The sequence below is a fragment of the Streptomyces rimosus genome (genome assembly GCF_008704655.1).
Classification (GTDB): Bacteria; Actinomycetota; Actinomycetes; order Streptomycetales; family Streptomycetaceae; genus Streptomyces; species Streptomyces rimosus.
Genome location: NZ_CP023688.1, coordinates 5,473,573 through 5,500,498, shown reverse-complemented (window position 1 = coordinate 5,500,498; position 26,926 = coordinate 5,473,573). Strand labels below are relative to the sequence as shown.

Genomic DNA, 26,926 nt, shown 5'->3' with positions numbered 1-26,926 from the left:
CGTGAGCACCCTCGCGATCGCCCTTTCCCCGTACGTCCTTGCCCCCTCTCCGGCACACCCAATCCCCAGCCTCACCTTCTTCTTCCGTACGCGAGAGATGGGCCGGTGTGCCGGATGAGTGAGCGAAGTGGTCAGCGACGTGGTGAGCGCGGTCGTGGGTTGTGGGCTGTGGTGGCCGTGGCGATCGGTGGGTTCTGTGTGCAGCTGGATGCCTTTGCGCTGAACATGGCGCTGCCGGTGATCCGCCGGGACCTGCATGCCTCGGCGGCCGCGGGCCCGTGGGTGATCAGTGCGTATCTGCTGGCGGCCGGAGCGTTGATGCCCGCCGCGGGGCGGCTGGCCGATGTGTTCGGGAGGCGGCGGCTGCTGGTACTGGGGCTGGCGCTCTTCGGGGGCGCGTCGGCGGCATGCGCACTGACGCCGTCGTTGCCGTTTCTGGTGGTGGCCCGTGTGGCGCAGGGGGCGGGTGGTGCGTTGGTCATGCCGGTGGGGCTGGCCCTGCTGACACGTTCCTTCCCGCCGGGGCGGGCGCGCCTCGCGACCGGGCACGCCCTGGGGCTGGCCGGTCTGGCCACGGCTTGCGGACCCTTCGTGGGCGGGGCGCTGGCCGATGCCCTGTCCTGGCGGGCCGTGTTCTGGGCCAATGTGCCGCTGTGCGGGGCGGCGATGCTGTGCGCCCGGCGGGCGCCGAGGTCCGGGGACGGGAGGAGTGCCCGGGAAGGCCGGAGGGAGGGGATGGGCCGGCGGGGCTGGGGCGCGCTGGTCCTGGGGACCGGGGTGCCCGCCTGTCTGGCGGTGGCCGTGGAGAGCGCGGGGACGTGGTGGCACGCCGGCGCTTGGGCTGCGGGCGCACTGGTGCTCGGGGCGCTGTTCGTACGGACCGAGCGCCGGTCGCGCGCGCCGGTCATCGACCTCGCGCTGTTCCGTAACGGGCCGTACGTAGCACTCACTTCGGCCGGTGCCGTGGCCAACGCGGCGACCGTGGTGCTGCTGTTCGTGGTCCCGCTGATGCTTCAGGAGACGCTGGGGATGTCCGTACTGGGCGCGGGGACCGCGTTCCTCGTACCGGCGGTGGCGATGGCCGCGGCCGGGCCGGTCGCCGGGCGGGTGCCGCCGCACGCCGCCGAGCGCACGATGGCCGCCTGCCTCGGCATCGCGGGCGCGGCATTGGGAGCGCTGGCGGCGCTGGAACCGGCACCGTTCGGCACGGCGCCGGTTCCGGTACTGATGGTGGGCGGCGGCCCCTCGCTGGTACTTCTCCCCGTCGCCACCATGGCCGCCGCGGCCCTCGGTATGGCGGGCGCCCTCGTGCTGACCGCCACCCAGGCCGTCGTCCCCCCGGACCGCGCGGGCGAGGCGTCCGGGCTGACCAAGTGCGCGATCACCGTGACGGCCGGGCTGGGGCTGACCCCCGCGGGAACCGCCCCGGGCGCCGCGCTGTTCGGAGCCGCGGCCGGGTGCGCAACAGCATGCCTCGCCCTGCTCGCCCGCAGGGCAACCACCGCCCTCCGCAGGGCACCCGGCCCCACCCGCAGGACAACCGACCCCACCCGGAGGGCAACCACCCCCCACCCGTAGGGCCCCCTCACCCGTAGGGCCCCTCACCCGCAAGCCGAAACAGCCCCCTCATACCCCCCGACGATGTCCCGCACATCCCGGAACCCCCGGGCCTCCAGCAGAGCCGCGGCGATGACCGATCGGCTGCCGCTGCGGCAGTAGAGGACGACCGGGCGGCCCGGGTCCAGGGTCGCGCAGCTGGTGGGGAGGGTGGCGAGGGGGAGGTTGACGGCGTTGGGGAGGGCGCCGGCCGCGTACTCGGACGGGTTGCGGACGTCGATCAGCTGAGCGTCGCCGGGCGGCGCTTCGCCGGCGGCCAGGCGGTGGGTACGCGTCACCAGGTCGGGGTGTCGGACGAGTTCGGCGGCCGGGTCCGGTACGTGGCCGAGGACGTGGTCGTACCCGATGCGGGCCAGACGCAGACGCGCCTCGGACTCCGTACCCGGGTCGCTGATCAGGACGATCGGCGTGCCGGGCTCCACCACGCTGCCCGCGTACTCGGCGAACCGGGTGTCCAGGCTGGTGTGCAGCGAGCCGGTGAAGTGCGCCTCCGTGTACGCGGCGAGGGGGCGGCTGTCCAGGAGGACGGCGCCCGCGTCGCGGCAGGCGGCCAGCGCCGCGTCGAGGGTGAGGGCGGCCGGCGGGGCGGTGTCCAGGAGAGGGTGGCCGTCGCGGTTGAGGGCCGCGTCGTGCGCGAAGTAGCCGGGGGTGGCGGGCTGCCCGGCGGTGACCAGGCGGACGAACTCGTCCTCCGGCATGGGCTGGAGCGCGTAGTTGTAGCGGCGCTGTTCGCCGATGGTGGAGGTGGTTTCGGTGGAGAGGTTGCGCCCGCAGGCCGAGCCCGCGCCGTGCGCCGGGAAGACGCGGGTGGCATCGGGCAGGGTGAGCAGCTTGTCGTGCAGGGAGCGGTGGAGCCGTCCCGCCATCTCCTCCGGCGTCAGACCGGTCGCGGCGAGCAGGTCGGGGCGGCCCACGTCGCCGACGAAGAGGGTGTCGCCGGTCAGTACGCCGTACGGCTCGGGCGCGTCCGGCTGTTCGTGGACGACGATACAGATCGACTCCGGAGTGTGGCCGGGGGTGGCCAGGACGGTGAGCGTGACGCCGGAGGGCGCAGCCGGAGCGGCCCCATCAGCCGTAGCGACCCCGCCAGCCCCGTCGGCCGCCGCGTCCACCCCCAGGAATATCCGCTCCCCGTCCCGCAGCCGCCGTATCGGGTAGCCCGTCTCCGCGGCCTCGCCGAAGGCGATGGTGGCGCCGGTGGCGCGGGCCAGTTCCAGGTGTCCGGAGAGGAAGTCGGCGTGGAAGTGGGTCTCGATGATCAGCTCGATGCGCAGTCCGGCCGCTTCCGCGTCGCGCAGGTAGTCGTCGATGTCGCGGCGTGGGTCGACGAGGACCGCGCGTCCGGTGGTCTCGTCGCCGATCAGGTACGACGCCTGGGAGAGGCAGTCGAGGTAGTACTGCGCGAAGTGCACGGTCGACCTCCGTGGTCCTGCGGGCCCGCCGAACCGCGGACCCCGCGGGGGGTTGTTGTGCGGATGCACGGATGTACGTACATTAGGCAGACCAAGCCACTGCCGACAAGTTCGACACCAGCCGGACGCACCGGCCGGGCTCCCGGCCCGGCAGTGGAAGACAAGGGAAGACGAAGAACAACGCAAGGCCCGGGAGGCGCCACGCCGGTGCAGTCCGGCCCCGCCCGTACCGTACGAGGGCTCCGTACGCGGGACCCGTCCGCGTACCGCCCGTCCGTACGGTCCGCCCGTACAGCCCGTACCCGCTCGGAGGCGACTTCATGACCGCACATCCCCCGGGCCCGCGTCCCCTGGACCGGCGCTCACCGCTTCCCCTGTGGGCCCAGCTCTCCGAAGACCTGCGGCGCCGCATGGAAGCGGGCGAGTTCACCGAGGAGTTCCCGGCCGAGCACCGGCTGACCGGGGAGTACGAGGTCAGCCGGCACACCGTCCGCGAGGCGCTGCGCAAGCTGCGCGCGGACGGGCTGGTGATCGCCGAGCGGGGGCGGGCCAGCCGCCTGAACACCCGGCGCATACAGCAGCCGCTCGGTTCGCTCTACAGCCTCTTCCGCGAGCTGGAGGGCCAGGGCGTGGAGCAGCGCAGCGAGGTGCTGCGGCTGGAGCGGACGGCGGACGGACCGATCGCCGACCAGCTCGGTCTCGTACCGGACGCGCCGCTGATCGTCCTGGAGCGGCTGCGGCTGGCGGACGGCGAGCCGCTGGCCCACGACACCACGTATCTGCCCGCCGAGGTGGCCGAGCCGCTGCTCGACGCCGACTTCCGGCACACCTCCCTGTACGGGGAGCTGCAGCAGCGCTGCGGGGTGAAGGTCACCGGCGGCCGCGAGCGCATCCACCCCTTCCTGCCGGACATCCGGCAGGCGTGGCTGCTGGGGCTGGCCGACCGCGAGCCCGCGTTCGCGATCGAGCGGCTGGGCCGGTCCGGGGAGCGGCCGGTGGAGTGGCGCGAGACCGTCGTACGCGGCGACCGCTTCGCCTTCGTCGCCGAGTGGACCAGCGACAGCCGGGCGGTCGAACTCGCGCCCCGGGCATCGTGTCCGTCATGAGAACGGGGCGCGAGCCGCAACCACCGGCACCGGGCCCGATAGCGCCGGCACAGCCGCCCTGCGCGGCCAGCCCGTCGCTGCCGTCCCACACGGCCACCCCGGCGCAGCCGCCCAACGCGACGACCGCCCCGACGCCCCGTCAGGCACCGGACCCTTGCTAGCCATAACGGCACTGCCCTGCGGGCTGGTCATCGGTCTGCTGCTGGGCGCGCTCGGCGGCGGCGGGTCGATCCTCGCCGTACCGGCGCTGGTCTACCTGCTGCACCAGTCACCGCACGAGGCCACGGCGGGCGCGCTCGTCGTGGTCGGTATCGGCGCGGCCTCCGGCCTGGCCTGTCACGCCCGCGCGGGACGGGTCCGCTGGGCGGCGGGCGCGGCCTTCGGCGGGCTGGGCACCGCCGGTACGTTCCTGGGCTCGCGCTGGAGCGCGGCGCTGGACCCGACGGTCCTGATGACGGCGTTCGCCGGGCTGATGCTCGCGGTGGCGGCCGCGATGCTCGTACGGACCTGGCGCGAGCGGGAGAAGGCGCGCCCGGCCGGGCGGGACGAGCCGGGGCAGGCGCCCCAGCGCACCCCAGCCGCATCCCCGGCCCTCACCGCCCGCCTCGTCTCGGCCCTGCGCATCGGCGCGACCGCCACCGCCGTCGGCCTGCTGACCGGCTTCTTCGGTGTCGGCGGCGGGTTCGTCGTCGTACCGGCGCTGACGCTCGTCCTCGGTCTGGAGATGCCGGTCGCCGTCGGTACGTCCCTCCTCGTCATCCTCGTCAACTCGGTGACGGCCTTCGGCACCCGGGCCGGTGCGGGCGGTCTGGACTGGCCGCTGCTGGCCTCCTTCGCCGCCTGCGCCGCGCTCGGCAGCTGGCTGGGCAACCGGCTGGCCGCACGGGTACGGCCACAGGCCCTGTCCACGGCGTTCGCGTCGCTGGTCACCGTGCTCGCCATATCGATGGCCGTCACCAGCATCCCCCGCTTATGAGTCCCCGGACACACCCCGATCCCACTCCGACCCCAGGAGGAAACACCCCATGACCCCCGCCTCGTCGCACCACCAGGTCGTCATCATCGGCGGCGGTACCGCGGGCATCACCGTCGCCGCCCGCCTGCGCCGCGCCGGACTGCGCGACATCGCGGTGCTGGAGCCCTCCGAGACGCACTGGTACCAGCCGCTGTGGACGCTGGTCGGCGGCGGCCAGGCGCCGCTGCGGGCCGCGCTGCGCACGGAGGCGGAGGTCATGCCGCCCGGGGTGCGCTGGCTGCGCGAGTCCGCCGCCTCGGTCGACCCCGCCGCGCGGACGGTCGGCACCGCGTCGGGGCGGACGATCTCGTACGACCGGCTGGTGCTCGCCCCCGGGCTCAGCCTGGACTGGGACGGCATACCGGGGCTTGCGCAGGCCCTCGGCCACGGCGGTGTCTCCAGCAATTACCGGCCCGATCTGGCGCCGCTGACCTGGGACTTCATCCGGCGCACCAAGCGCGGCACGGCGCTGTTCACGATGCCGTCCGGGCCGGTGAAGTGCGGCGGCGCGCCGCAGAAGATCGCGTATCTCGCCGCCGACTACTGGCGCAAGCGCGGGGTGCTGGGCCGTATCCGTACGATCCTGGTGCTGCCCGAGCCCGCCATGTTCAAGGTGCCGGTCTTCAACCGGGCGCTGGAGGAGACGGCGCGGCGCTACGGCATCGAGGTGCGCCTCCAGTCGGAGCTGACGCAGGTGGACGGCGCCGCGCGGGAGGCGGAGATCGTCGATCACGCGACCGGCGAGAAGGAGACGGTCCACTACGACCTGCTGCACGCCGTACCGCCGCAGCGCGCGCCGCAGTGGGTGGCGGACAGCCCGCTCGCCGACCCGGCCTCGCCCTTCGGTTACGCCAAGGCCGACCGGGCGACGCTCCAGAACCCGGACTTCCCCGAGGTGTACGCGATCGGCGACGTGGCCAACCTGCCGACGTCCAAGACGGGCGCCGCGATCCGCAAGCAGGCCCCGGTCGTCGCCGCCAATCTGCGGGCCGGGCTGCGCGGGCGGCCCGCCACCGCCCGCTACGACGGCTACACCTCCTGCCCGCTGGTCACCGCCCGCCACAAGATGCTGCTGGCCGAGTTCGACTACGACCTGGAGCCCGCGCCGTCCATCCCCTTCATCGACACGACGAAGGAGCGGACGGACATGTGGTTCCTGAAGCGGTACGGGCTGCCGCAGCTGTACTTCAAGGGGATGCTCAAGGGCCTGGCCTGAGCGACACGTCCGCCACCACACAGCTCACGTTGTCCGGCGCACCGGCCTGATGGGCCAGCGCCACCAGGTCCCGTACGCCCTGGCCGGGGTCCGGTGCCCCGGCCAGGGCGTCCTGTACGGCGTCGGAGGGCACCACCGCAGACAGGCCGTCGGAGCACAGCAGGTAGCGGTCGCCGGGGCGCGCTTCGCGCAGCCCCACCTCCGGCTCCCAGTCGGCGCCGCTGCCCAGGGCCCGTGCAAGGAGCGCACGTTGCGGATGCGACTCGGCCTCCTCAGGGGTCAGCCGCCCTTCCTCGACAAGCGACTGTACGTGGGTGTGGTCGTGCGTGATCTGGAACAGCGCGCCGTCGCGCAGCAGGTACGCACGCGAGTCGCCCACGTGGACGAGGGCCAGGTGGGAGCCGGTCCAGAGCAGGGCGGTCAGTGTCGTACCGGCGGTACAGGCCCCCGTCTCCCCCTCGGCCGCCACCGCCTCCCCCACCGACCGGTTCGCCTCCCGAGCCGCGTCCGCCAGCGTGTTGAGGAGGTCGCCGGGCCGCAGCGCCCCGCCGTCGAGGTTCTCCAGGCGGCGCAGGGCCTCGACGGCCGCGGCCCCGGCGGAGGCCCCGGCCCCGCCGAACCCGTCGGCCACGGCGAGCAGCCGCTCCCCCGCGTACGCCGTGTCCTGGTTGCTCTCCCGTACCAGCCCGGTGTCCGACAGCGCCGCGTAACGGATCTCCAGCCGGCGCCGCGCCCGCGGCTCCCCTGCCGGTGTCCGCCCCGTGTCCGTCTCCATGGCCGTGTCCTTCCCGCTCAGATGGTTGACGAGGAAGGCGGCCAGCTCGCGGCGGGCGGCGGTGTCGGCCTCGGTCCGCGCCCAGTACGCCGCCACCGCGTCGGCGGCCGGCCCCGGTGGCAGCCCGCACACGTCCCGGATACGGGCCAGCGGCATACCGAGCTGCCGCAGCCAGGCGACCAGCCGGGCCCGCTCCAACTGGGCGACCCGGTAACGCCGGTAGCCGTTGACGGGATCGACCTGCGCGGGCGGCAGCAGCCCCAGCTCGTCGTACAGACGCAACGCCTTCGGCGAGAGCCGCGAGGCCCTGGCGAACGCCCCGATGCTCAGCAGTTCCCCACCCGGTTCCCGGTCCACCGTCCACCCTCCTCGTACGGGGCTGTCCCCCGCTGCCCCGAGCCTGGGTCTTCCCCCAAGGGCAAGGTCAAGCGCCCTGCCGCGCCTTGGACGGGCGGCGGACTTGAACCCGACGCGACGTGAGGTTGCACAGTAAAAGGCATGACCACTGCCACCACCTGGAAGGTCGGTCAGCTCGCCGAGGCGAGCGGGCTGACCGTCCGGACCCTGCACCACTGGGACACCATCGGGCTGCTCAGCCCGTCCCGCCGCACCCCCGGCGGCCACCGCGAGTACACCGAGGACGACGCGGCCCGCCTCTATCAGGTGCTGGCCCTGCGCGGTCTCGGTCTGGGGCTGGAGACCATCGCGACCTGCCTGGACTCGGGGATCGATCCGCTGCGGCTGGTACGGGACCACTTGGCGGACGTCGAGGAGTCCCTGTCCGCCCTGGAAGCGCTGCGCGGACGGCTGCGGCGACTGGAGGAGTCACTGTCGGCGGGTACGGCACCGGAGACGCGCGACCTGCTGGCGGCGCTCAAAGCGCTCGGCCGTACCGGCCCGACGGCGGACCGGGCCCTGCGCCGCCACCTGGACGCGGACCAGCTCCAGGTCCTGGCCGCGCGCGGCGCGGCGCTGGGCCCGGCGGCGCACTATCTGCTGGAGGTGGAGTGGCCGGAGCTGTACCGCCGGGCGGCCCGGCTGCGCGAGTCGGGAGTCCCGCCCACGGACCGGCGGGTGCGGCGGCTGGCGGCCCGGATGGACGAGCTGGGTGTGCTGTTCAGCGGCGGGGACGCGGGCGTGTCCGCCGGGGTGCGGGCGGCGTGGCGGGCGGAGCCGGAGGAGATGGCGGGTGGGGGCGGATCAGGCTTCGGGCCCGGAGCCGGTTCCAGCTCCAGCCCCGGTCCGGGCTCCGGCCCGGCGCCCGATGCCTGGCGTGAGCTGGCGGATTACCTCGACCGGGCCCGTACGGAGCCCGACGGCCTCCCCCATGCCCCCGGCACACCCCACACGAAGGACCACCCATGACCCACCCGCATCACCTGACCCCACGTCACCGCGCCCGCCTGGCCCTCTCCTCCGTCCTCCCCACCCTCCTCACCGTCCCCTTGTGCGCCGCCCTGGCCATCGCCGGAGTGCTCCCCTGGAGCATCGCCCCCACGGTCGCCGTGGCGCTGGCGATCCAGGCGGCCGTCGCCTACGTACGGTCGGGCCCCGGACTCACCGGCCGGCCTTCAAATGGCTCAGCGCCGCCACGGTGAGAGCCTCCACGCCCATGGCCAGCGTCGGCTGCTTCACCGGCGCGAAGTGCGGTGAGTGGTTCGAGGGGATGTCCTGGGCAAGGCGGCCGGAGGCCATGGCGGTGCGGAACTCGTCGGGGTCCCAGCCGCCGAGCCACCAGTAGTAGAGGGGCGCGTCGGCGGCCGTGGCGATCAGGCCCGCGTCCTCGCTGCCGGCGGCCGGTTCGTAGGCGAACAGCCGCGGGGCGCCGAAGTGGTCGGTGAAGGCCGCGTTGACCTGCTCCAGCGTCCGGTCGTCGTTGCGGGTGACGGGGAAGGTGTTCAGCACCTCCGTCTCCGGCTCCCGCGGCGCGCCGGAGGCTGCGGCCTCCGCCATGGCGATGCGGTCGACGGACGCCAGCACCTGAGTACGGATGTGCTCGTCGAAGGTACGGACGCTGAGCTGCACCACCGCCTGGTCGGGGATGACGTTGGGGGCGTCCCCGGCCTGGAAGGAGCCGACGGTGACGACGGCCCGGTCCTTGGCCGCGATCTCGCGGGCGACGACGGACTGGAGGCGCTGGACGAAGGCGGCGGCCATCAGGATCGGGTCGACGGCGGTCTCGGGGCGGGAGCCGTGGCCGCCGGTGCCATGGAAAGTGATCTTCAGGCTGTCCGAGGCGGCCATACAGGCGTCGTGCGCGTATGCGATCAGCCCGGCGCCGAACGGGGCGACGTGCTGGGCGAACATCACATCGGGGGTGGGGATGCCGCTGTGTTCCGCCCCGAACAGTCCGTCATCGATCATCGCCCGCGCCCCGTCGCCGACCTCCTCGGCGGGCTGGAAGAGCACCACCAGGGTGCCGGACCAGTGCTCCCGCCCCGCCGCGAGCAGGTCGGCGGCGCCCGTCAGGCACGTGACGTGCACGTCGTGGCCGCAGGCGTGCATGACGCCGGGGACGGTGGAGGCGTACGGCAGGGCGGTGCGTTCGGTGACGGGCAGGGCGTCCATGTCGGCGCGCAGCAGGACGACCGGGCCCGGCCCGTTGCGCAGCACGCCGATCACGCCGGTCCGGCCGATGCCGGTGGTGACCTCGTAGCCGTACGAGGTCAGGCGGCGGGCCGCCTCGGCGGCCGTACGGGATTCCCGGAAGCCGAGTTCGGGGTGCCGGTGGAGGTCTTCGTAGAGGGATTCGAGGTCCGCCATGCGGGCGTCGAGCGGGGCCAGTACGGTGTCACGCGCGCTATCGCTCATACGTAGCATTTGATCACGTAACGGACGTACGGACGAGGCCCGGACCGGTCGCACCGAGCCCGGAACAGGCTGGAGCCGCCAGGGCTGCACGGGCCGGCGCGCACCCCTCGCTCCTCCTTTAAAGGCTTTACAGAAAACGCCTCTTGCACGCCGTGAGTTCCCCAACCGGCGAGAGCCCCGCGCGCCTCATGGCGGCTTTCCGGCCACGCGGGCTGTACTGGGGCGCGGCCCTCGACGCGACACGGGAGCAAGGAGCACCAGATGCAGGGGACACACCGGAGGTACCGGACGCAGCGGAATCACCGGACGGTCCGCCCGTGATGGCCCGCATGCGGGCGCGCGGGCGCTCCGAGAGCCACCGCGCCGCCACTCCGCTGGAGCTCTTCTTCGACCTGTGCTTCGTCGTGGCCGTCGCGCAGGCCGGGCGACAGCTCGTGCACGCGCTCGCGGAAGGGCATCCGGGGCACGGCATCACCGGCTATCTGATGCTGTTCTTCGCGGTTTTCTGGGCCTGGATGAACTTCACGTGGTTCTCGTCCGCGTACGACACCGACGACGCGCTGTACCGGGTGGTGACGCTCGTACAGATCGCGGGCGTGCTGATCCTGGCGGCCGGGGTGCCGCGGGCCTTCGACGGCGACTTCGCGGTGGTGTGGTTCGGCTACCTGGTGATGCGGCTCGCGATGGTGTCGCAGTGGCTGCGGGCCGCGCGCAACAGCACCGGCCGGGAGCGGACCACCGCGCTGCGCTACGCCGCCGGGGTGACGCTGTGCCAGGTCGGCTGGCTGGTGCTGCTGCTGTCACCGGACGCCGCCCGGCCGTGGGTGTTCGTGGCGCTGGCGGTCGCGGAGATGGCCGTACCCACGCTGGCCGAACGGGACCATCAGACTTCCTGGCACCCGCACCACATCGCGGAGCGATACGGCCTGTTCGTCATCATCGTGCTCGGCGAGACGGTCTCCGCCGCCACGGTGGCGGTGCAGTCCGCGGTGGACGAGCAGGACGCGCTGGGTGATCTGCTGCCCATCGCGGCGGGCGGCCTGCTGCTGATCTTCGCCGCGTACTGGATCTACTTCGCGGTCCCCATCCACCTCCACCTCGTCTCGAACCGCCAGGCGTTCGTCTGGGGTTACGGCCATTACCTGGTCCTCGGCTCGGCTGCGGCGATCGGCGCGGGCATCGAGGTGGCGGTGGAGGAGTCGGTCGGCAAGGCGCACCTCTCCGTGTTCGCGGCGTCCGCGACGGTGACCGTGCCGGGCGCGCTGTTCCTCTTCACCGTGTGGCTGATCCACTCCCGCCACCAGAAGCGCAACCTGGCCCAGCAGCTGGTGCTGCCGGTGTCCTCCGTACTGGTCCTGGCCTGTACGTTCGCGGGGCACGCCGCGGTCCTGCTGGCCGGAATGGTGGGGGCGGTCACGGTCGCGGTGGGGGCGACGCTGACGGCGCGGCAGGGGCAGGCGCTGGAGAGCTGACGGGCCGCCACTTCCACCCCTCCAGGCCCTACGACCTCGCCATTCCGGCCAATGGTCCCGTCTCTTTCGGCCATTGGCCGGACGTGACGCATGAAGACACGAGGTGCGGGGCGGGGCGTTTCCCTGGACGGTGTAGGGTGCGGATTGCCCGTTTTATGCCTACGACAGCCCACCGGCCCGGAGCCGACGGGCGAGGAGACGCCACGAACATGGCTGCCCGCCACGCCCAGCAACGCGGTATGCGAATAAGGATGACCCGTCGCGGCAAGGCGGTGAGCGGCCTCGCCCTGACCACGCTGGTGGGCACCGCGCTGTGGGCCTGGCCCGCCTCGGGCGACGACCACGACGGCCACCGCTCCGAGCAGGCCCGCCCGGCCCCCTCGGCGCCGGAGGTCCCCGCGCACGCCGCCGCCGGCCACGCGCAGGCGACCGCGCCGCGCGCGATCCCGGGCCTGAGCGACGCCACCCGCAAGCAGATCCCGGCCGACTCCCGGCAGGTGCTCGTCGTCACCGGGCAGGGCGTGGACCAGCACGACTCCTCCGTCGTCCTCTACACCCGCGCACAGGACTCCGACGACTGGCGCCCCGGCGCGCGCTGGGCCGCGCACAACGCGTCCCGCGGCTGGACCAAGGACCACCGTTACGGTGACCTGCGCTCGCCGGAGGGTGTCTTCACGCTCAGCGACGCGGGCGGCAAACTGGCGCCCCCGGAGGGCACCAAGCTGCCGTACGACCGCAACGACAGCTTCGTCGCGCACGGCACCGGCGTGGAGGGCGAGCCGCTGGGCGGTGCGTTCGACTACGTCATCGCCATCGACTACAACCGGGTCAAGGGCTCCTCACCGCTGGACCAGCGGCGTCCGATGGGCGACCGGAAGGGCGGCGGCGTCTGGCTGCACGTGGACCACGACGGGCCCACGCAGGGCTGCATCAGCCTCAAGCCCGAGGTGATGCAGGAGCTGCTGCGCACGCTGGACCCGGCGCAGCACCCGGTGATCGTGATGGGCCCGGCGGGACACTGAGGGGGCCGGCGGGCGGCCTGCCGCCCCCGCTCCGTGAAGGGGACCGCCGTGCCTATGCTGTACGGCACCTGACGGCCCGTCGCGGCTCATGACACCCGTACCGCCCCCGCATCCCCCGTGGTACGCATGTGCCATGGCCGACGACACCGAGCAGCCGGGCAACGCAGCCGGCACCCGTACCCCGGCATCCCGCCCCGGCCCCCGCGACGCCCTGACCGACGTCAGCGGCCTGCGGGTCGGGCATGCGCAGCGCATCGGCGACGGGTGGCTGTCCGGAACCACCGTCGTCCTGGCCCCCGAAGGCGGGGCCATCGCCGCCGTGGACGTACGCGGCGGCGGACCCGGCACCCGCGAGACGGACGCCCTGGACCCGCGCAATCTGGTCCAGCGCATCGAGGCCGTCGTCCTGTCCGGCGGCAGCGCCTTCGGACTGGACGCCGCGTCAGGTGCGGTGGCCTGGCTGGAGGAACAGGGCCGCGGCTACCGCGTCGGCCCGGACCCGGCGCAGGTCGTGCCCGTCGTACCGGCCGCGGCCCTGTTCGACCTGGGCCGCGGCGGCGACTGGCGGGCCCGCCCGGACGCCGCGCTCGGCCGCGCCGCCATCGAGGACGCCGCCGCCACGGAACCGGGCGCGCCCGTCGCCCAGGGCAACACCGGCGCCGGTACGGGCGCGGTGGCCGGCGGCGTCAAGGGCGGCATCGGCACCACCAGCCTGGTCCTGCCGTCGGGCATCACGGTCGCCGCGCTGGCGGCCGTCAACGCGGCGGGCTCGGTGGTCGATCCACGTACCGGCGTGCTGTACGGGCGGTACGGAGAGCAGGCGGACGAGGAGCACGGCGTGCCCCTCGCGCCCTCCCCCGACGCCCACGCCGCCGCGCAGCGCCGCCTCGCCGAGGCCCGTAGCGCTTCCGAGCGACGTTCGGCCACCTCCGTACGCCAGCCCCTGAACACCACCCTCGCCGTCGTCGCGACCGACGCGGTCCTCACGCGTGCCCAGGCCCAGAAGCTCGCGGGCATCGCGCACGACGGCCTGGCCCGCGCGGTGCGCCCGGCGCATCTGCTCACCGACGGCGACACCGTCTTCGCGCTCGCCACCGGGGACCGGCCGCTGGTGCCGGAAGAGGCCGCGGCCGACCCGGCGTTCGGGGTGCACGCCGAGACCGGTGCGCTGAACGACGTGCTGGCCGCGGGGGCCGAGGTGCTGACCCGTGCGGTGGTCAAGGCCGTGCTGGCGGCCGAGACGGTGGACACTCCGGGCGGCCGCTTCCCGTCGTACCGCGACCTGTACGCGGCCCCGTAACCGGCCCCGGCCTCCCACCCGTCGGAGCCCGCCACCCGGCTCCGGTGGTAGAACGGGCCATATGTCCGTGCCGCCGCCTCCCCCCACGCTCGTCCAGCCGCCCACCGGAAGGAAACCCGGTCCGCCGAGACGGCGCCGGCTGTGGTGGCACCGTCTGGTCCTCGGCCTCTGGTACCGGCCGGTCGAGGTGATGGACGAGGCCCGGGACCGCAGCGCCTGGAGCGCGGCGGTCCTGCTGTGCCTGGTCAGCGGCGCCCTCGGCATCGTGTCGGTGGACGCGTTCCGCAAGCAGTGGGCGCTGGACCAGCAGCTCGCGTTGCAGATGGCGGCGATCGCGGAGGCGGGGGTGCTGGTCGCCAGCCTCGCGCTGGGCGTGGTCACCCACGCCATCGCCCGCACGATCGGCGGCAACGGCCGGTTCGAGCCGACGGTCAGCCTCTTCGTCGTGCTGTTCTGGGTGACCGACCTGCCGCGGCTCGCGCTGGCGACATGGCTGCCGCACAACTCCACCCTGGTCCAGGCGGTCGCGTGGACGACCTGGGGCTTCGGCTATCTGCTGGCCATACTGCTCATCCGGGGCCAGCACCATCTGTCCACGCTCAAGGCGGGGGTGGCGGTGGCGGTGCAGATGCTGGCGTCACTGGCACTGCTGAAACTGGGGCCGGTGCGGTGACGGCCTGACGGCCTGCACCGCGCTCATGGGCACCGGTTCAGTGCCGCTCCGGCCGCTCGTCCCCGTTCAGCTGCTTCAGTTGCCGTACGAGTCCGGCGAACGCCTCGCGCTCGGCGGCGCTCAGCTCCACCCGCTCGGACGGCGGCCCGGCCGGGCCGGTCTGCCGGGGCACCGCGCGGAGCACCGGTCTCGGGCCGTTTCCGCCCGGGATCTCGAAGCGGTGCCGGCGCACGATCCGGGCCTGGCTCACGGCCCACCCGATGGTGACGGCGAGCAGGATGGCCAGGCCGATCTGCTGGAGGAGCGAGACGGAGGGGAGCATGCGGTCCTCCAGGTCGGTGCGCGGTTCCGGGCCCGCTGACGGGCCCCGGCGGGGCGGACTCCAGCAGTAGACACCATGTCAGGGACCAACGTCAGGGGATTGAAAGGACTTACACCCCACAAGTGATGTTTCTCCCACACCTGCGCACCTCCCGCCCGCCGCCCCCACGCTTCACCCACACCCCACCGGCCCGGCCCCGGACACCGCCCCCTTCCCCTCCCCCAAGATCGTCCCCCAGCATGTCGGCACACCGCCCGCGCGACGTGAGGAGTACGCACGTGCCGCAGCCGACCACCGCCACCACCCCCGCAGCCGCCACCCCCAAGGCCCTGGCGGGCCTCCTCGTGGCCGACTTCAGCCGCGTCCTGGCCGGGCCGCTGGCCGCCGCCACGCTGGCCGACCTGGGCGCCGATGTGATCAAGGTGGAGCGGCCGGTGACCGGCGACGACACCCGCTCCTGGGGGCCGCCCTTCGCCGCCGACGGCACGGCCGCGTACTTCGACGCCGCCAACCGCTCCAAGCGCGGCCTCGCCCTGGACCTCGCCGACCCCGGCGACGCGGCGGCGGCCCGCGAGTTGGCCCGCCGGGCCGACGTACTGATCGAGAACTTCCGGCCCGGCGCGCTCGCCCGCTACGGCCTGGACCCCGCGACGACCACCGCCGCCCACCCCGGCCTGGTCCACTGCTCGATCACCGGCTTCGGCTCCGGCGCGGGCGCGCACCTGCCGGGCTACGACTTCGTCGTGCAGGCCGTCGGGGGCCTGATGAGCATCACCGGCGAGCCGGGCGGCCCGCCCCTGAAGGCGGGCGTCGCCCTCGTCGACGTACTGACCGCCAAGGACGCCACCACCGCCGTACTGGCCGCGCTGCGCCACCGCGACCGTACGGGGCAGGGCCAGCACGTCGAGGTCAACCTGCTGTCGTCGCTGCTCGGTTCGCTGGTCAACCAGACCTCCGGGCAGCTGGCCACCGGCCGCGACCCGGGCCCGATGGGCAACCGGCACCCGAGCATCGCCCCGTACGAGACGCTGGCCTGCCGGGACGGCGAGCCGCTGGCCGTCGCGGTCGGCAACGACCGGCAGTTCCGCGCGCTGGCGCACGCGCTGGGCGCGCCCGGGCTGGCCGACGACGAGCGTTTCGCACGTAACCAGGACCGGGTGCGCCACCGCACCGAACTGGTCAAGGAGCTGGAGGAGCGGCTGGCTGCGGACACGCCGGCGGCCTGGACCGAGCGGCTGACCGCGGCGTCCGTCCCCTGCGGGCCGGTCAACACCGTCGGCGAGGCGCTGCGGCTGGCCGGACGGCTCGGCCTGGAGCCGGTCGTGCCGGTCGGCGCCGACCGGATACCTCAGGTGCGCAGTCCGCTGCGGCTGTCCGCCACACCGGTCGCCGCACCGTGCGCCCCGCCCGCGCTGGACGAGCACGGCGAACCCCTGCGCGCCTGGCTGTCCGGCCCGCCCGAAGCTCCCCTGCCACCCCTGAAGTGACGTTCATCACACCAGCGTCGGGAGTGCAACCAAACCCGCCCGTAGTTGCTGTTTACCAGCACTGACTAACAACACCCTTGCATGGAGCAGCCCGTGACAATGCCGGACAACACCGCGCCGCCCGCACCGTCCCGCACCCGTCGGCTGCGTCGCGGACTCGCGGCGGCCTCCCTCCTCGCCGCCGGTGCCCTGGCCCTGTCCGCCTGCGGCGGCGACGCCTCGGCGGGCGGCAAGGACGGCAAGGACCAGGCGGCCGGCGCGGATGCCGCGGCCGCCAAGGACGCCTCCGAGGCGAAGATCTCGGTCACCTCGAAGGACGGCGCCACCAACGCCAGCATCAACGAGACCGGCGTCCAGGTCAGCGGCGGCAAGCTCACCGATGTGAAGCTGGTGCAGGCGGACAACGGCGCCGAGGTCAAGGGCTCGATAGCCGCCGACGGCTCCTCCTGGAAGCCGTCGAAGCAGCTGGAGCGCGGCACCAAGTACAAGCTGGTCGCCAACGCCAAGGACGGCAAGGGCCGGGCCGCCACCGAGAACCGCACCTTCACCACCGTCTCCTCGAAGAACAGCTTCATCGGCTCCTACACGCCGGACGGTGGCAAGACCGTCGGCGTCGGCATGCCGGTGTCGTTCACCTTCGACAAGGTGATCACCAACAAGAAGGACGTCCAGTCCCACATCACGGTGACCTCCAGCAGCGGCCAGAAGGTCGTCGGCCACTGGTTCGGCTCGCAGCGCCTGGACTTCCGTCCGGAGCAGTACTGGAAGGCCGGCTCCAAGGTCACGCTGAAGATCGACCTGGACGGGGTCAAGGGCGGCCAGGGCATCACCGGCGTGCAGTCCAAGACGGTGAACTTCACCGTCGGCCGCTCGCAGGTCTCCACCGTCGACATGAAGACCCAGACCATGACGGTGGTCCGGGACGGCAAGACGGTCAAGTCGATCCCGATCTCCGGCGGCAGCCCGAAGAACCCGACCTACAACGGCCAGATGGTCATCTCCGAGAAGTTCACCCAGACCCGGATGGACGGCTCGACGGTCGGCTTCGGCGGCGAGTACGACATCAAGGACGTGCCGCACGCCATGCGGCTCTCCTCCTCCGGCACGTTCATACACGGCAACTACTGGGGCAGCCCGTCGATCTTCGGCCGGGCCGGGACGAGCCACGGCTGCGTCGGCCTCCAGGACAACAAGGGCGGTGGCGGCGACACCCCGGGCAAGTGGTTCTTCGACAACTCGCTCGTCGGTGACGTGGTGGTCGTCAAGAACTCACCCGACCGGACCGTGAAGCCGGACAACGGTCTCAACGGCTGGAACATGTCGTGGGCGGAATGGCAGGCGGGCAGCGCGGGCTGATCCCGTAGCTCCCAAGCGCAACGACGGTGGCCGGTCCCCGCGGGGGACCGGCCACCGTCGTTGCGCGTCCGTGCCGTCAGACCCCGGCCGGCTCACCCGCGACCGCCGTCGCCTCCGGCGCGGCGACCGCGGGCGCGGCCGTCTTCCGCAGGCCCTTCAGGAGGACGACCAGCGCCGCGGTGACCGCCGTACCGGCCAGCACGGCCACCAGGTACAGCAGCGGCTGCCCGATCAGCGGCACCACGAAGACACCGCCGTGCGGGGCGCGCAGCGTGCAGCCGAACGCCATCGACAGGGCGCCGGTCACCGCGCCGCCCGCCATCGCGGACGGGATGACGCGCAGCGGGTCGGCCGCCGCGAACGGGATGGCGCCCTCGGTGATGAAGGAGGCGCCCAGCACCCAGGCCGCCTTGCCGTTCTCCCGCTCGGTACGGGTGAACAGCCCGCCGCGTACGGTCGTGGCCACCGCCATCGCCAGCGGCGGCACCATGCCCGCCGCCATCACCGCGGCCATCACCTTCAGGCTGCCGTCGTTGGGGTTGGCCAGGCCGCCCACCGCGAACGCGTAGGCCACCTTGTTGAGCGGGCCGCCGAGGTCGAACGTCATCATCAGGCCGAGGATGACGCCCAGGATGACCGCGTTGGCGCCCGACAGCCCGCTCAGCCAGTCGGTCAGCGCCTTCTGGAGCGCCGCGATCGGCTTGCCGACCACCAGGAACATCAGGAACCCGACGACGGCCGACGAGATCAGCGGGATGACGACCACGGGCATGATGCCGCGCAGCGCGGGCGCCACCCGGACCCGCTGGACCGCCATCACCACCGCGCCCGCGATCAGTCCGGCGATCAGGCCGCCGAGGAAGCCGGCGTTGACGGTCAGGGCGATCGCGCCGCCGACGAAGCCCGGCACCAGGCCCGGCCGGTCGGCCATGCCGTATGCGATGAAGCCGGCCAGTACGGGGACGAGGAAGCCGAAGGCGACGCTGCCGATCTGGAAGAGCAGCGCCGCCCAGCTCGCGGACTCGGTCCATACGAAGTGCTCGGCGACGGACGGCGCCTTGTTGATCCCGTACCCGCCGATCGCGAAGGCCAGCGCGATCAGCAGGCCGCCCGCGGCGACGAACGGGACCATGTAGCTGACGCCGGTCATCAGCCACTTGCGCAGCCGCGTGCCGAAGCCGTCGCCCGCCTCGCCGTCCCGGTCCATGGGCGCGGACCCGGCCGCCGCGGGTGCGGAGACGTCGCCGCGCGCGGCCTTCTCCCGTACCTCGGCGATCAGTTCGGCGGGCCGGTTGACGCCGGCCTTCACGCCCACGTCGACCGTCGGCTTCCCGGCGAACCGCGCCTTGTCCCGCACCTCCACGTCATGCGCGAAGATCACGCCGTCGGCGGCGGCCACGACCTCCGGGTCCAGCCGCTTGAACCCGGCCGACCCCTGCGTCTCCACGACCAGTTCGACCCCGGCCTCCTTGCCCGCCTTGGCCAGCGCTTCGGCGGCCATGTAGGTGTGGGCGATGCCGGTGGGGCAGGAGGTTACGGCGACTATCTTGAAGGGGGGTGCGGGCTCGGGCTTCGCCTCCGGCCCGGCGTCTGTCTCAGGCTTCGCCGCAGGCTCGGGCTCCGCCGCAGGCTCGGTTACGGCCTCCGCCTCGGGCCCGGCCTCCGCCTCCGTTACGGCCTCCGGCTCGTCCCCCCGGATGAGCGCCGCAGCCGCCGCCGGATCGTCCGCCCTGCGCAGCGCCCCCGTGAACTCCTCGTCCATCAGGTGCCGGGCCAGCGTCGACAGGATCGACAGGTGGTCGGCGTCGCCGCCCGCCGGTGCCGCGATCAGGAAGATCAGGTCGGCCGGGCCGTCGGCGGCGCCGAAGTCGATCCCGGCGGCGCTGCGTCCGAAGGCGAGCGTCGGCTCGGTGACGTGCGCGCTGCGGCAGTGCGGTATGCCGATGCCGCCGTCCAGGCCGGTCGGCATCTGGGCCTCGCGCGCGGCCACGTCCGCGAGGAAGCCGTCCAGATCGGTGACCCGGCCCAGCCCGGCCATCCGCTCGGCCAGCGACCGCGCCGCCGCCTCCTTGCTCCCGGCGGACAGGTCCAGATCGACCAGTTCCGCGGTGATCAGCTCACTCATCGCGGGCTCCTTCGCTCGCATCAAGTCCCAGCAAACTCAGCCCGTCTGGGGGCCCCTCCCAGCGCCTAGCTGGGGGAACTTGAGGACGAGCGAAGCGATAACACGTGAGCCGGCCCGGGGCGCTCATCCCGCCGGCTCCCGCAGTTCCAGCCCCACCGGCACGGTGTCGCCCACCAGGACCGCCGAAGGATCCAGATCCATCGGCGCCGGCATCGCACTGCCCGGCAGTTGCACCGCCGCCGCCCCGTACGCCACGGCCGAGGCCAGCGCCCGTACGCCGACGCCGCCCGCCGCCAGGAACCCGGCCAGCGACGCGTCGCCCGCGCCCACGTTGCTGCGTACGGTCGCGACCCGCGCGGAGGCGAACCGCTCGCCGTCCGCGTCCACGAGCAGTTGCCCGTCCGCGCCCAGGGAGGCGAGCACCGCGCCCGCGCCGAGCTTCCGCAGGTCGCGCGCGGCCTCGACCGCGTCGCCGACGGTGCGCAGCGGGCGGCCCACCGCCTGGGCGAGTTCCTCCGCGTTCGGCTTGACGACGTCGGGGCGGGCCGCCAGGGCGGCGGTCAGCGACGGTCCGGACGTGTCCAGCGCGATCCGGGCTCCGGCCTGGTGCACCTGGGCGACCAGTTCCGCGTACCAGGAGGGGGCCAGCCCGCGCGGCAGGCTGCCGCAGCAGGCGATCCAGTCCGCCCCGGCCGACCGGGTGCGTACGGTCTCCAGCAGCGCCCGCGACTCGTCCGCCGACAGTTCGGGACCGGCCGCGTTGATCTTCGTCAGGGTGCCGTCCGGTTCGACGGCGGAGATGTTCGACCGGGTCTGCCCGGCCACCGGTACGCCCGCGACCTCGATGCCCTCCGCCGCCAGCAGATCGCCCAGCGCCGCGCCCGCCGGGCCGCCGAGGGGCAGCACGGCCAGCGTGCGGTGCCCGGCCGCCGCGACGGCCCGGGAGACGTTGACGCCCTTGCCGCCCGGGTCGATCCGGTCGGCGGTGGCGCGCAGCACGGCGCCGCGCTCCAGCGTCGGGATCTCGTACGTACGGTCCAGGCTGGGGTTGGGGGTGACGGTGAGGATCATGCGCGCACTACTTCCGTGCCCGCGCGCTCGATGGCGAGGGCGTCGTCGGGGCTGAGCCCGGTGTCGGTGACGAGCAGGTCCACGTCGTCGAGTCCGCCGAAGCGGGCGAAGTGGACCTGCCCGAACTTGCTGCTGTCCGCGACGAGCACGACCCGCCGGGCCGCGGCGACCGCAGCCCGCTTGACGGCCGCCTCGGCGAGGTCGGGGGTGGTCAGGCCGCCTTCCAGGGAAAAGCCGTTGGTCGCCAGGAACACCACGTCCGCGTTGATCTCGCGGTAGGCGCGCAGGGCCCAGTCGTCGACGGCGGCCCGCGTACGGTGCCGGATGCGGCCGCCCACGAGGTGCAGGGTCAGGCCGGGGTGATCGGCCAGCCGCGCGGCGACCGGGAGGGCGTGCGTGACGACGGTCAGCTCGGCCTCCAGCGGCAGTTCGGCGGCGATCCGGGCGGCCGTGGTGCCCGCGTCGAGGATCACGCTGCCGGGGGCGGAGCCGCCGGGCAGCTCGGCGAGCGCGGCCCGCGCGATGCGCTGCTTCTCGTCGGCGGCGACGGTGTCCCGCTCGGCGAGGTCCGGCTCGAAGTCCAGGCGCCCGGCGGGGATGGCGCCGCCGTGCACCCGGCGCACCAGCCCGGCCCGGTCCAGGGCCTTCAGGTCCCGGCGGACGGTCTCGGCGGTGACCTGGAACTCCTCGGCGAGCGAGAGCACGTCGACCCGCCCGCCCTCGCGTGCCAGTCGCAGGATCTCCTGCTGCCGCTCCGCTGCGTACATGGTGATTTGCGCCTGCCTCATGCCCGACCGTGTGGTTTCAAGCCAAAGGTACGACTGGAACGCCAGGAAGTAAACACACTCGGACCCACGGCCAACACAAACGGGCATGGCCGGGCAGCAAAGAGCCCCGGTACCGAAGGGGGGGTAGCGGCACCGGGGCTCGTCTATGGGGGAAGGGGTAAGGAATCACTCGGGGTATGCGGACGGCCGCACATCAGCCCACGTCAGGCCACCACCGACGGGGAGCACGGGCGCAGGGCGGGCGCCCTTACGCCGCCGCGTCGAACCCCGTGTCGCGCGCCATCCGCTTCAGCTCCAGCAGCGCGTGCTTCTCTATCTGCCGGATGCGCTCGCGCGTCAGGCCGTGCTGCTTGCCGACCTCGGTGAGGGTGCGCTCGCGGCCGTCCTCGATGCCGTACCGGGCCTTGATGATCGAGGCCGTACGGTGGTCGAGGCGGTCGATCAGGTCCTCCAGCTCCTCGCTGCGCAGCAGCGTCAGGACGGACTGCTCGGGCGAGGCGGCGGAGGTGTCCTCCAGCAGGTCGCCGAACTGGGTGTCGCCCTCGTCGTCGACCGACATGTTCAGGCTGACCGGGTCGCGCGCCCAGTCCAGGACGTCCGTGACGCGCTCGGGCGTGGAGCCCAGCTCCTGGGCGATCTCGGCGGGCTCGGGGTCGCGGCCGTTCTCCCGGTTGAACTCGCGCTGGACGCGGCGGATGCGGCCCAGCTCCTCCACGAGGTGGACGGGCAGCCGGATGGTGCGCGACTGGTCGGCGATGGAGCGGGTGATGGCCTGGCGGATCCACCACGTCGCGTACGTGGAGAACTTGAAGCCCTTGGCGTAGTCGAACTTCTCGACCGCGCGGACCAGGCCCGCGTTGCCCTCCTGGATCAGGTCGAGCAGGGGCAGGCCGGAGCGCGGGTAGCGGCGGGCGACCGCCACGACCAGGCGCAGGTTGGAGCGGATGAAGATGTCCTTGGCCTTCTCCGCCTCTTCGGCCAGCGCTTCGAGCTCTTCACGGGTGCCGCCGGCGGCGTTGCCGTCCTCGACGACCCCGTCGAGGATCTGCCGGGCGTAGACACCCGCTTCGATCGTCTGGGACAGCTCGACCTCACGGGCGGCGTCGAGCAGAGGGGTACGCGCGATCTCGTCGAGGTACATGCCGACCAGGTCGCGGTCGGCGATCTCCCCGCCTACGGCGCGAACACTGTTGGTCCCGTCGGCACCGCTGCTGGTGGCCTGACGACGGGCGACGGCACGGGTTGCCATGCGTGTGCTCCCTTGCGATGAGTCTGCGTGAGTCGGTCGCGGGATGGTGGCGGTGGGACACCGGGTGCGGTCTGAGCCCCCGAGTACCCCTTCCGAAGGAAACAACGGCTGGAATCCGGACAGAATTCCCACACCGAGCACCGATTTTCGTGATCATGCAGTACCCTGCATCCCCACCAAGGAGGGCGGATGCCGTCGGAGTACCGGGAAGTGCAGGTCAGACCGGCCACCGAGGCTGATCTCGGGGACCTCACGGACCTCTACAACCACTACGTCCGTGAGACGACCATCACATTCGACACGGAGCCCTTCACCCCCGAGCAGCGCCGCTCGTGGTTGCTCTCCCACCCTGTAGACGGCCCGCACCGCCTTCTGGTTGCTCAGGAGAGGGCGCACGGGGCGCGGGCGCGCGGCGGGCGGTCCGCGGATCGCGGTGGACGGCTGTTGGGTTATGTGACCAGTAGTCCTTTCCGGATCAAGCCCGCCTATTCCACTTCGGTCGAGGTCAGCGTCTACTGCGCGCCGGGGGCCGCGGGCCGCGGCGTCGGCACGCTGCTCTACAAGTCCCTCTTCGAGGCGCTCGCCGGCGAGGACGTGCACCGCGCGTACGCGGGCATCGCCCTGCCCAACGAGGCGTCCGTCCGGCTGCACGCCCGCTTCGGCTTCCGGCACGTCGGTACGTACGGCGAGGTCGGCCGCAAATTCGGGCGCTACTGGGACGTCGCTTGGTACGAGAAACACCTGGGCACCGGCTCCTCCGGTTGACGCTCGCGGTACCCGGGTGTGGCCTGGAAGACGGGGCGAGTGAGAGGAGCCCGTCATGCAGACGCCCGCCCACCGGCACGGCGCGACCGCCGACCCGCAGTCGCGGGACGCGTCGCAGCCGTACACAGCGCACTCGGACACCCCGGTACACCGCGACACCCCGGTACACCGCGACACCTCGGTACACCCGGACAACCCGGCCGCGGCCTCCGGGCCGCACGGCAGGTCCACCATGGCCGTGGCCCTGCCCGTCGCCGCGGCACTCCTCTACGGCCTGTGGACCGTCTTCGTGGACCGCACGAGCGGTTCCTCGCTGGGTCACGCCTGGCTGCTGGGCCTGATCACGGCCGTCGTCAGCGGCGTGCTCGGCCTGCTGCTCGTACGGGTCCAGCCGACCCTGGTCACGGAGGTACGGGCGCTGGCGTACGGAGCGTTCTTCGGCACCGCGATCGGCTACCTCTACAGCATCTCCGGCACGGCCGGGCACACCACCCTGGAGTCGGTGCGCATGGGAGCGGTCATGGGCGCGGTGATGTTCGCCGTCTCCCTGTACATCTTCCGCACCCACCGCGTCCGCGAGCCCCACGGCGAACACCGCCCGCGCCGGACCCACCACCACCCGCACCCGTCCAACTGAGCACGCGCCTCCACCGCGTCCGGAGCGTTGACCGCCGTCGCCGGCACCACCCCGGCGACGGCGGCCGTACGCGGCGCCCCGCCGTGTGGCCTCCCCCATGGGCGACCCGGACGGCTTCCACATGGGGCAGCGCCCCAGAGGATCTGCGGACCGCCCCCGCACCTGCACCTTCCAGATCACCGCGACCTGAAGGGGCGCCCCCGCTCCGGCTCACCCGGGGACGACCGTGACCTCGGGCGGCTCGGCCCCGTTGCCCCGCCGGATGACGCGCTGGGGGCCGCCGGGCCGCCAGGTCTCCAGCACGATGTGCGGGTCCTCCACGTACGTGCGCACCACCTCGGTCAGCTCCGCCCGGAACAGGTGGAACGGCTCCGGCGGCTTCGTCTCGCCCACGTACCACGCGAGCACCGCCGGGTCGGTCACCTCCACGGCCCGCCCGGCGACCCGTACGTCGCCGCCCGCCAGGTCCGTGCCCGGCCCCGGATTGGCGTGCAGCGCGAAGCGCGGGTCGCGCCGCAGGTCCAGCGCCTTGCGGGAGCCCGCCATCATGCCCAGCCACAGTTCGCCGGCGCGGAAGTCCGCCTCGATGCCGGTCAGGCGCGGCGAGCCGTCGCGGCGGAGCGTCCCGAGGACGTGGTGCCGGTACGCCCCGAAGCGCGCCTCCACCCGACCCGCCGCCTCCGGCTGCTCGGCCGCGAATCCGGCCCAGCTCACGCCTGCGCCTGTGGCTGTACCCGTACGTGTACCTGTGCTGTCGCTCGTCATGCGCTCACCCTCCCCCCCCCGATACCCGACACCTCCTGTCGGGTATCGCGTCGGTCCTGGCGCACAAGGTCCTACGCCCGTCCCCCGGCCGTACGACCATCGCCGTACCGGGGCGTAGGACCGCCGTCCGTTACCGCGCCCGAACCACCCGCCTAGCCTCGGCGCATGGACATCACGAGCGGAATTCTCGACGAGGCCCTGGAGCGTCTGCACGGCTCGGGTCCCGAGTTCCAGGGCTTCCTCGCCAACCATGGGCCGATGGCCGTGGAGGCGCTGGTCAGGCATGGGCAGGCGGGTTCCGTGCACCGCTGGCTCGATCACTACGAGGAGAAACTGGAGGACGTGCCGAGCCTCCAGGGCACGGTCACCGACGCCAACTGGCAGGAGGCGCTGGGCGATCCGCGCCGGGTCTCCGACTGGACCGCGTACTTCACCCGGCTCGTCGCCGAACGTCCGTGGCGCGACGTGCTCGCCGAGTGGTGGCCGCGGTTACTGCCCGGCATCGCCGGGGCCGCGACGCACCCCGTCATCCGCGTCGGCCACGTCGTACGCACACTCCTTGAGGACGGCGAAGAGGCGCCGCGCATCGCGGAGTTGGCGCACGCTCTCGGGTACTGGGCCGCCCGGCACACCACCCTGCCCGTCTCCGTGAACCCCACCGGCACCGCCTCGCCCGCCGAAGCGCTGGCCGCCCTCCCGCGCGTCGCCGACCAACAGGTGCTGCCTCTCGACGGTTTGGCCCAGCTGCCCGGTACGCCCGGCTGGCTGGCCACCGCCGAGTCGCTGCACGTACCGGCCGACGACCCCGACGCCGTACGCGACCGGCTCACCGCGCTCGTCGGGGCCGCCGTGCACCACTACCTGGACCACGGGTACGGCCATGGCGTCCTGATGGTGCACACCGCCACCGCCCCGAACGCGGTGCTGCGCACCCTGCCCGCGCTCCCCCGCGAACTGTGGGCGGTCTCGCTCGGCGCGGTCTGGACGGCGAGCGCGGCGATCACGTCGGTCTACTCGGCCGCCGAGGTGCAGTCGCCGTTGAAGGAGGGCGGCCGGCTCGTCGCCGAGGAGGTTTTCGAACGGGCGGCGCGGCACGGCGACGAACATGTCATCAAGATGACCGACACCGCGCTGGACGTGGCGAAGTGGTCTGCGGAGGGTGACGAGGGTGCGGGCGGTGGCGTGGACGGCGAGTTCTTCGGCGCCGATCGGGCTCTGGCCGCCGCGGTGCGCGCTCAGCAGCTGATTCCCGCCGATTCCTGAATGGTCCGGCCCGGTTTCAGAGCGTTCCTGAAAAACCCGGATCCTCATGTAAGCCCCACGTACGGTGGCTCACCTGCGCATTTCCTGCCCGTCACCCTTAGTTAAAACTTCAAGAAATGGCGGAGCGGTGAGACAGTGGATGGTATGAGCAACGAACCCGCAGGCGAGCCGCGCTGGCTCAGCGACGAAGAGCAGTACGCCTGGCAGTCGTACCTGCATGCCACCACGCTCCTGGAGGACCATCTCGACCGCCAGCTCCAGCGTGACGCGGGCATGCCGCACGTCTACTACGGGCTGCTCGTCCAGCTCTCCCGGGCGCCCCGGCGCCGGTTGCGGATGACCGAACTGGCCCAGAACGCCAAGATCACCCGCTCCCGGCTGTCGCACGCCGTGGCCCGCCTGGAGAAGAGCGGCTGGGTCCGGCGCGAGGACTGCCCCTCGGACAAGCGCGGCCAGAACGCCGTCCTCACCGACGAGGGCCTGCGCGTCCTGGAGAAGGCCGCGCCCGGCCATGTCTCCGCCGTACGGGCGGCCCTCTTCGACCGTCTCAGCCCCGAGCAGGTCCGCCAGCTGGCCGACATCTGCCGCACGGTGGCCGACGGCCTGCAACCGCAAGGCGCCGACCTGCCCTGGCTCCGCTGAGTAGCGGGGGGCGGGCCGGCGCCGGGCCGGTTCGGTG

At 73.1% G+C, this 26,926-nt stretch carries 25 protein-coding genes; 16 read left to right on the top strand and 9 right to left on the bottom strand.

The features are described from left to right. Positions 1-177: 177 nt before the first annotated feature. Positions 178-1,578, top strand: a complete 1,401-nt coding sequence (locus CP984_RS23835) for an MFS transporter (RefSeq protein WP_226048694.1) — start codon at positions 178-180, stop codon at positions 1,576-1,578. Positions 1,579-1,601: 23 nt separating this feature from the next. Here CP984_RS23835 and CP984_RS23830 read toward each other — a convergent pair whose 3' ends face one another. Further along, positions 1,602-3,029: an MBL fold metallo-hydrolase gene (locus CP984_RS23830; protein ID WP_003979591.1), complete on the bottom strand. Its 1,428-nt coding sequence runs from the start codon at positions 3,027-3,029 to the stop codon at positions 1,602-1,604. Between the two features lie 320 nt (positions 3,030-3,349). Between CP984_RS23830 and CP984_RS23825 the strand changes: the two genes are divergently transcribed. From CP984_RS23825 to CP984_RS23815, 3 genes are all read left to right on the top strand, one after another. Beyond that, positions 3,350-4,135: a GntR family transcriptional regulator gene (locus CP984_RS23825; protein WP_003979590.1), complete on the top strand. Its 786-nt coding sequence runs from the start codon at positions 3,350-3,352 to the stop codon at positions 4,133-4,135. Positions 4,136-4,289: 154 nt separating this feature from the next. Further along, entirely contained in the window at positions 4,290-5,111 is an 822-nt protein-coding gene (locus CP984_RS23820) for a sulfite exporter TauE/SafE family protein (protein WP_003979589.1), read from the top strand. A gap of 49 nt (positions 5,112-5,160) precedes the next feature. Next, the gene (locus CP984_RS23815; RefSeq protein WP_003979588.1) at positions 5,161-6,366 is read left to right on the top strand and encodes an NAD(P)/FAD-dependent oxidoreductase; all 1,206 of its coding nucleotides are present in this window, start codon (positions 5,161-5,163) and stop codon (positions 6,364-6,366) included. On the opposite strand, the gene CP984_RS23810 is transcribed toward CP984_RS23815, so the two are convergent. Beyond that, complete coding sequence (locus CP984_RS23810; RefSeq protein WP_003979587.1) at positions 6,350-7,498, bottom strand: MerR family transcriptional regulator; 1,149 nt, start codon at positions 7,496-7,498, stop codon at positions 6,350-6,352. The genes CP984_RS23815 and CP984_RS23810 overlap by 17 nt on opposite strands. Before the next feature lie 141 nt (positions 7,499-7,639). Here CP984_RS23810 and CP984_RS42655 point away from each other — a divergent pair, with 141 nt between their 5' ends. Both CP984_RS42655 and CP984_RS23800 read left to right on the top strand, forming a co-directional pair. Next, complete coding sequence (locus CP984_RS42655; protein WP_003979586.1) at positions 7,640-8,506, top strand: MerR family transcriptional regulator; 867 nt, start codon at positions 7,640-7,642, stop codon at positions 8,504-8,506. Then, positions 8,503-8,739: a hypothetical protein gene (locus CP984_RS23800; RefSeq protein WP_078575444.1), complete on the top strand. Its 237-nt coding sequence runs from the start codon at positions 8,503-8,505 to the stop codon at positions 8,737-8,739. Before CP984_RS42655 ends, CP984_RS23800 begins: the two co-directional genes overlap by 4 nt. On the opposite strand, the gene CP984_RS23795 is transcribed toward CP984_RS23800, so the two are convergent. Beyond that, positions 8,699-9,952, bottom strand: coding sequence for an amidohydrolase (locus CP984_RS23795; protein ID WP_003979585.1), 1,254 nt, complete (start codon positions 9,950-9,952; stop codon positions 8,699-8,701). The genes CP984_RS23800 and CP984_RS23795 overlap by 41 nt on opposite strands. Positions 9,953-10,272: 320 nt before the next feature. Between CP984_RS23795 and CP984_RS23790 the strand changes: the two genes are divergently transcribed. From CP984_RS23790 to CP984_RS23775, 4 genes are all read left to right on the top strand, one after another. Further along, positions 10,273-11,424: a low temperature requirement protein A gene (locus tag CP984_RS23790; RefSeq protein WP_003979584.1), complete on the top strand. Its 1,152-nt coding sequence runs from the start codon at positions 10,273-10,275 to the stop codon at positions 11,422-11,424. A gap of 209 nt (positions 11,425-11,633) precedes the next feature. Next, positions 11,634-12,446, top strand: a complete 813-nt coding sequence (locus tag CP984_RS23785; protein WP_030184163.1) for a L,D-transpeptidase family protein — start codon at positions 11,634-11,636, stop codon at positions 12,444-12,446. 133 nt (positions 12,447-12,579) lie between these two features. Further along, complete coding sequence (locus CP984_RS23780; protein WP_003979582.1) at positions 12,580-13,746, top strand: P1 family peptidase; 1,167 nt, start codon at positions 12,580-12,582, stop codon at positions 13,744-13,746. Positions 13,747-13,807: 61 nt separating this feature from the next. Beyond that, positions 13,808-14,419 (top strand): YIP1 family protein, encoded by a 612-nt coding sequence (locus CP984_RS23775; RefSeq protein ID WP_078575443.1) that lies wholly within the window; start codon positions 13,808-13,810, stop codon positions 14,417-14,419. 37 nt (positions 14,420-14,456) lie between these two features. On the opposite strand, the gene CP984_RS23770 is transcribed toward CP984_RS23775, so the two are convergent. After that, a complete protein-coding gene (locus CP984_RS23770; RefSeq protein WP_003979580.1) occupies positions 14,457-14,741 on the bottom strand; it encodes a hypothetical protein in 285 nt (94 codons plus the stop codon). Between the two features lie 278 nt (positions 14,742-15,019). Between CP984_RS23770 and CP984_RS23765 the strand changes: the two genes are divergently transcribed. Next, complete coding sequence (locus tag CP984_RS23765) at positions 15,020-16,228, top strand: CaiB/BaiF CoA transferase family protein (RefSeq protein ID WP_003979579.1); 1,209 nt, start codon at positions 15,020-15,022, stop codon at positions 16,226-16,228. 99 nt (positions 16,229-16,327) lie between these two features. After that, positions 16,328-17,584 (top strand): L,D-transpeptidase, encoded by a 1,257-nt coding sequence (locus CP984_RS23760; protein WP_003979577.1) that lies wholly within the window; start codon positions 16,328-16,330, stop codon positions 17,582-17,584. Positions 17,585-17,660: 76 nt separating this feature from the next. Here the strand turns inward: CP984_RS23760 and CP984_RS23755 are convergent, their stop codons facing one another. The 4 genes from CP984_RS23755 to CP984_RS23740 all read right to left on the bottom strand — a co-directional run bounded on the left by CP984_RS23755 (position 17,661) and on the right by CP984_RS23740 (position 22,817). Then, positions 17,661-19,709 carry a PTS fructose transporter subunit IIABC gene (locus CP984_RS23755; RefSeq protein WP_003979576.1) on the bottom strand — a complete coding sequence of 683 codons (2,049 nt, stop codon included), beginning with the start codon at positions 19,707-19,709 and terminating at the stop codon, positions 17,661-17,663. Between the two features lie 123 nt (positions 19,710-19,832). Then, positions 19,833-20,780, bottom strand: a complete 948-nt coding sequence (gene pfkB / locus CP984_RS23750) for a 1-phosphofructokinase (protein ID WP_003979574.1) — start codon at positions 20,778-20,780, stop codon at positions 19,833-19,835. Then, a complete protein-coding gene (locus CP984_RS23745) occupies positions 20,777-21,547 on the bottom strand; it encodes a DeoR/GlpR family DNA-binding transcription regulator (protein WP_003979573.1) in 771 nt (256 codons plus the stop codon). Before CP984_RS23745 ends, pfkB begins: the two co-directional genes overlap by 4 nt. 268 nt (positions 21,548-21,815) lie before the next feature. Next, a complete protein-coding gene (locus tag CP984_RS23740) occupies positions 21,816-22,817 on the bottom strand; it encodes a sigma-70 family RNA polymerase sigma factor (protein ID WP_003979571.1) in 1,002 nt (333 codons plus the stop codon). A 189-nt stretch (positions 22,818-23,006) separates the two neighbouring features. Here CP984_RS23740 and CP984_RS23735 point away from each other — a divergent pair, with 189 nt between their 5' ends. Both CP984_RS23735 and CP984_RS23730 read left to right on the top strand, forming a co-directional pair. Further along, a complete protein-coding gene (locus CP984_RS23735; protein ID WP_003979568.1) occupies positions 23,007-23,582 on the top strand; it encodes a GNAT family N-acetyltransferase in 576 nt (191 codons plus the stop codon). A 55-nt stretch (positions 23,583-23,637) separates the two neighbouring features. After that, the gene (locus CP984_RS23730) at positions 23,638-24,219 is read left to right on the top strand and encodes an ABC transporter permease family protein (protein ID WP_003979566.1); all 582 of its coding nucleotides are present in this window, start codon (positions 23,638-23,640) and stop codon (positions 24,217-24,219) included. Between the two features lie 210 nt (positions 24,220-24,429). Here the strand turns inward: CP984_RS23730 and CP984_RS23725 are convergent, their stop codons facing one another. Continuing rightward, a complete protein-coding gene (locus CP984_RS23725; RefSeq protein ID WP_043980139.1) occupies positions 24,430-24,984 on the bottom strand; it encodes a pyridoxamine 5'-phosphate oxidase family protein in 555 nt (184 codons plus the stop codon). A gap of 165 nt (positions 24,985-25,149) precedes the next feature. Between CP984_RS23725 and CP984_RS23720 the strand changes: the two genes are divergently transcribed. Then, a complete protein-coding gene (locus CP984_RS23720; protein WP_003979563.1) occupies positions 25,150-26,247 on the top strand; it encodes a questin oxidase family protein in 1,098 nt (365 codons plus the stop codon). Between the two features lie 144 nt (positions 26,248-26,391). Continuing rightward, positions 26,392-26,889, top strand: coding sequence for a MarR family winged helix-turn-helix transcriptional regulator (locus CP984_RS23715; RefSeq protein WP_003979561.1), 498 nt, complete (start codon positions 26,392-26,394; stop codon positions 26,887-26,889). Positions 26,890-26,926: the final 37 nt, after the last annotated feature.

Coding starts and splice junctions, on each gene's coding strand:
- CP984_RS23715 (WP_003979561.1), top strand. CDS start 26,392: ATGAGCAACGAACCCGCAGGCGAGCCGCGCTGGCTCAGCGACGAAGAG.
- CP984_RS23800 (WP_078575444.1), top strand. CDS start 8,503: ATGACCCACCCGCATCACCTGACCCCACGTCACCGCGCCCGCCTGGCC.
- CP984_RS23755 (WP_003979576.1), bottom strand. CDS start 19,709: ATGAGTGAGCTGATCACCGCGGAACTGGTCGATCTGGACCTGTCCGCC.
- CP984_RS23790 (WP_003979584.1), top strand. CDS start 10,273: ATGGCCCGCATGCGGGCGCGCGGGCGCTCCGAGAGCCACCGCGCCGCC.
- CP984_RS23730 (WP_003979566.1), top strand. CDS start 23,638: ATGCAGACGCCCGCCCACCGGCACGGCGCGACCGCCGACCCGCAGTCG.
- CP984_RS23735 (WP_003979568.1), top strand. CDS start 23,007: ATGCCGTCGGAGTACCGGGAAGTGCAGGTCAGACCGGCCACCGAGGCT.
- CP984_RS42655 (WP_003979586.1), top strand. CDS start 7,640: ATGACCACTGCCACCACCTGGAAGGTCGGTCAGCTCGCCGAGGCGAGC.
- CP984_RS23770 (WP_003979580.1), bottom strand. CDS start 14,741: ATGCTCCCCTCCGTCTCGCTCCTCCAGCAGATCGGCCTGGCCATCCTG.
- CP984_RS23795 (WP_003979585.1), bottom strand. CDS start 9,952: ATGAGCGATAGCGCGCGTGACACCGTACTGGCCCCGCTCGACGCCCGC.
- CP984_RS23825 (WP_003979590.1), top strand. CDS start 3,350: ATGACCGCACATCCCCCGGGCCCGCGTCCCCTGGACCGGCGCTCACCG.
- CP984_RS23760 (WP_003979577.1), top strand. CDS start 16,328: ATGCCGGACAACACCGCGCCGCCCGCACCGTCCCGCACCCGTCGGCTG.
- CP984_RS23815 (WP_003979588.1), top strand. CDS start 5,161: ATGACCCCCGCCTCGTCGCACCACCAGGTCGTCATCATCGGCGGCGGT.
- CP984_RS23740 (WP_003979571.1), bottom strand. CDS start 22,817: ATGGCAACCCGTGCCGTCGCCCGTCGTCAGGCCACCAGCAGCGGTGCC.
- CP984_RS23780 (WP_003979582.1), top strand. CDS start 12,580: ATGGCCGACGACACCGAGCAGCCGGGCAACGCAGCCGGCACCCGTACC.
- CP984_RS23720 (WP_003979563.1), top strand. CDS start 25,150: ATGGACATCACGAGCGGAATTCTCGACGAGGCCCTGGAGCGTCTGCAC.
- CP984_RS23785 (WP_030184163.1), top strand. CDS start 11,634: ATGGCTGCCCGCCACGCCCAGCAACGCGGTATGCGAATAAGGATGACC.
- CP984_RS23775 (WP_078575443.1), top strand. CDS start 13,808: ATGTCCGTGCCGCCGCCTCCCCCCACGCTCGTCCAGCCGCCCACCGGA.
- CP984_RS23745 (WP_003979573.1), bottom strand. CDS start 21,547: ATGTACGCAGCGGAGCGGCAGCAGGAGATCCTGCGACTGGCACGCGAG.
- pfkB (WP_003979574.1), bottom strand. CDS start 20,780: ATGATCCTCACCGTCACCCCCAACCCCAGCCTGGACCGTACGTACGAG.
- CP984_RS23725 (WP_043980139.1), bottom strand. CDS start 24,984: ATGACGAGCGACAGCACAGGTACACGTACGGGTACAGCCACAGGCGCA.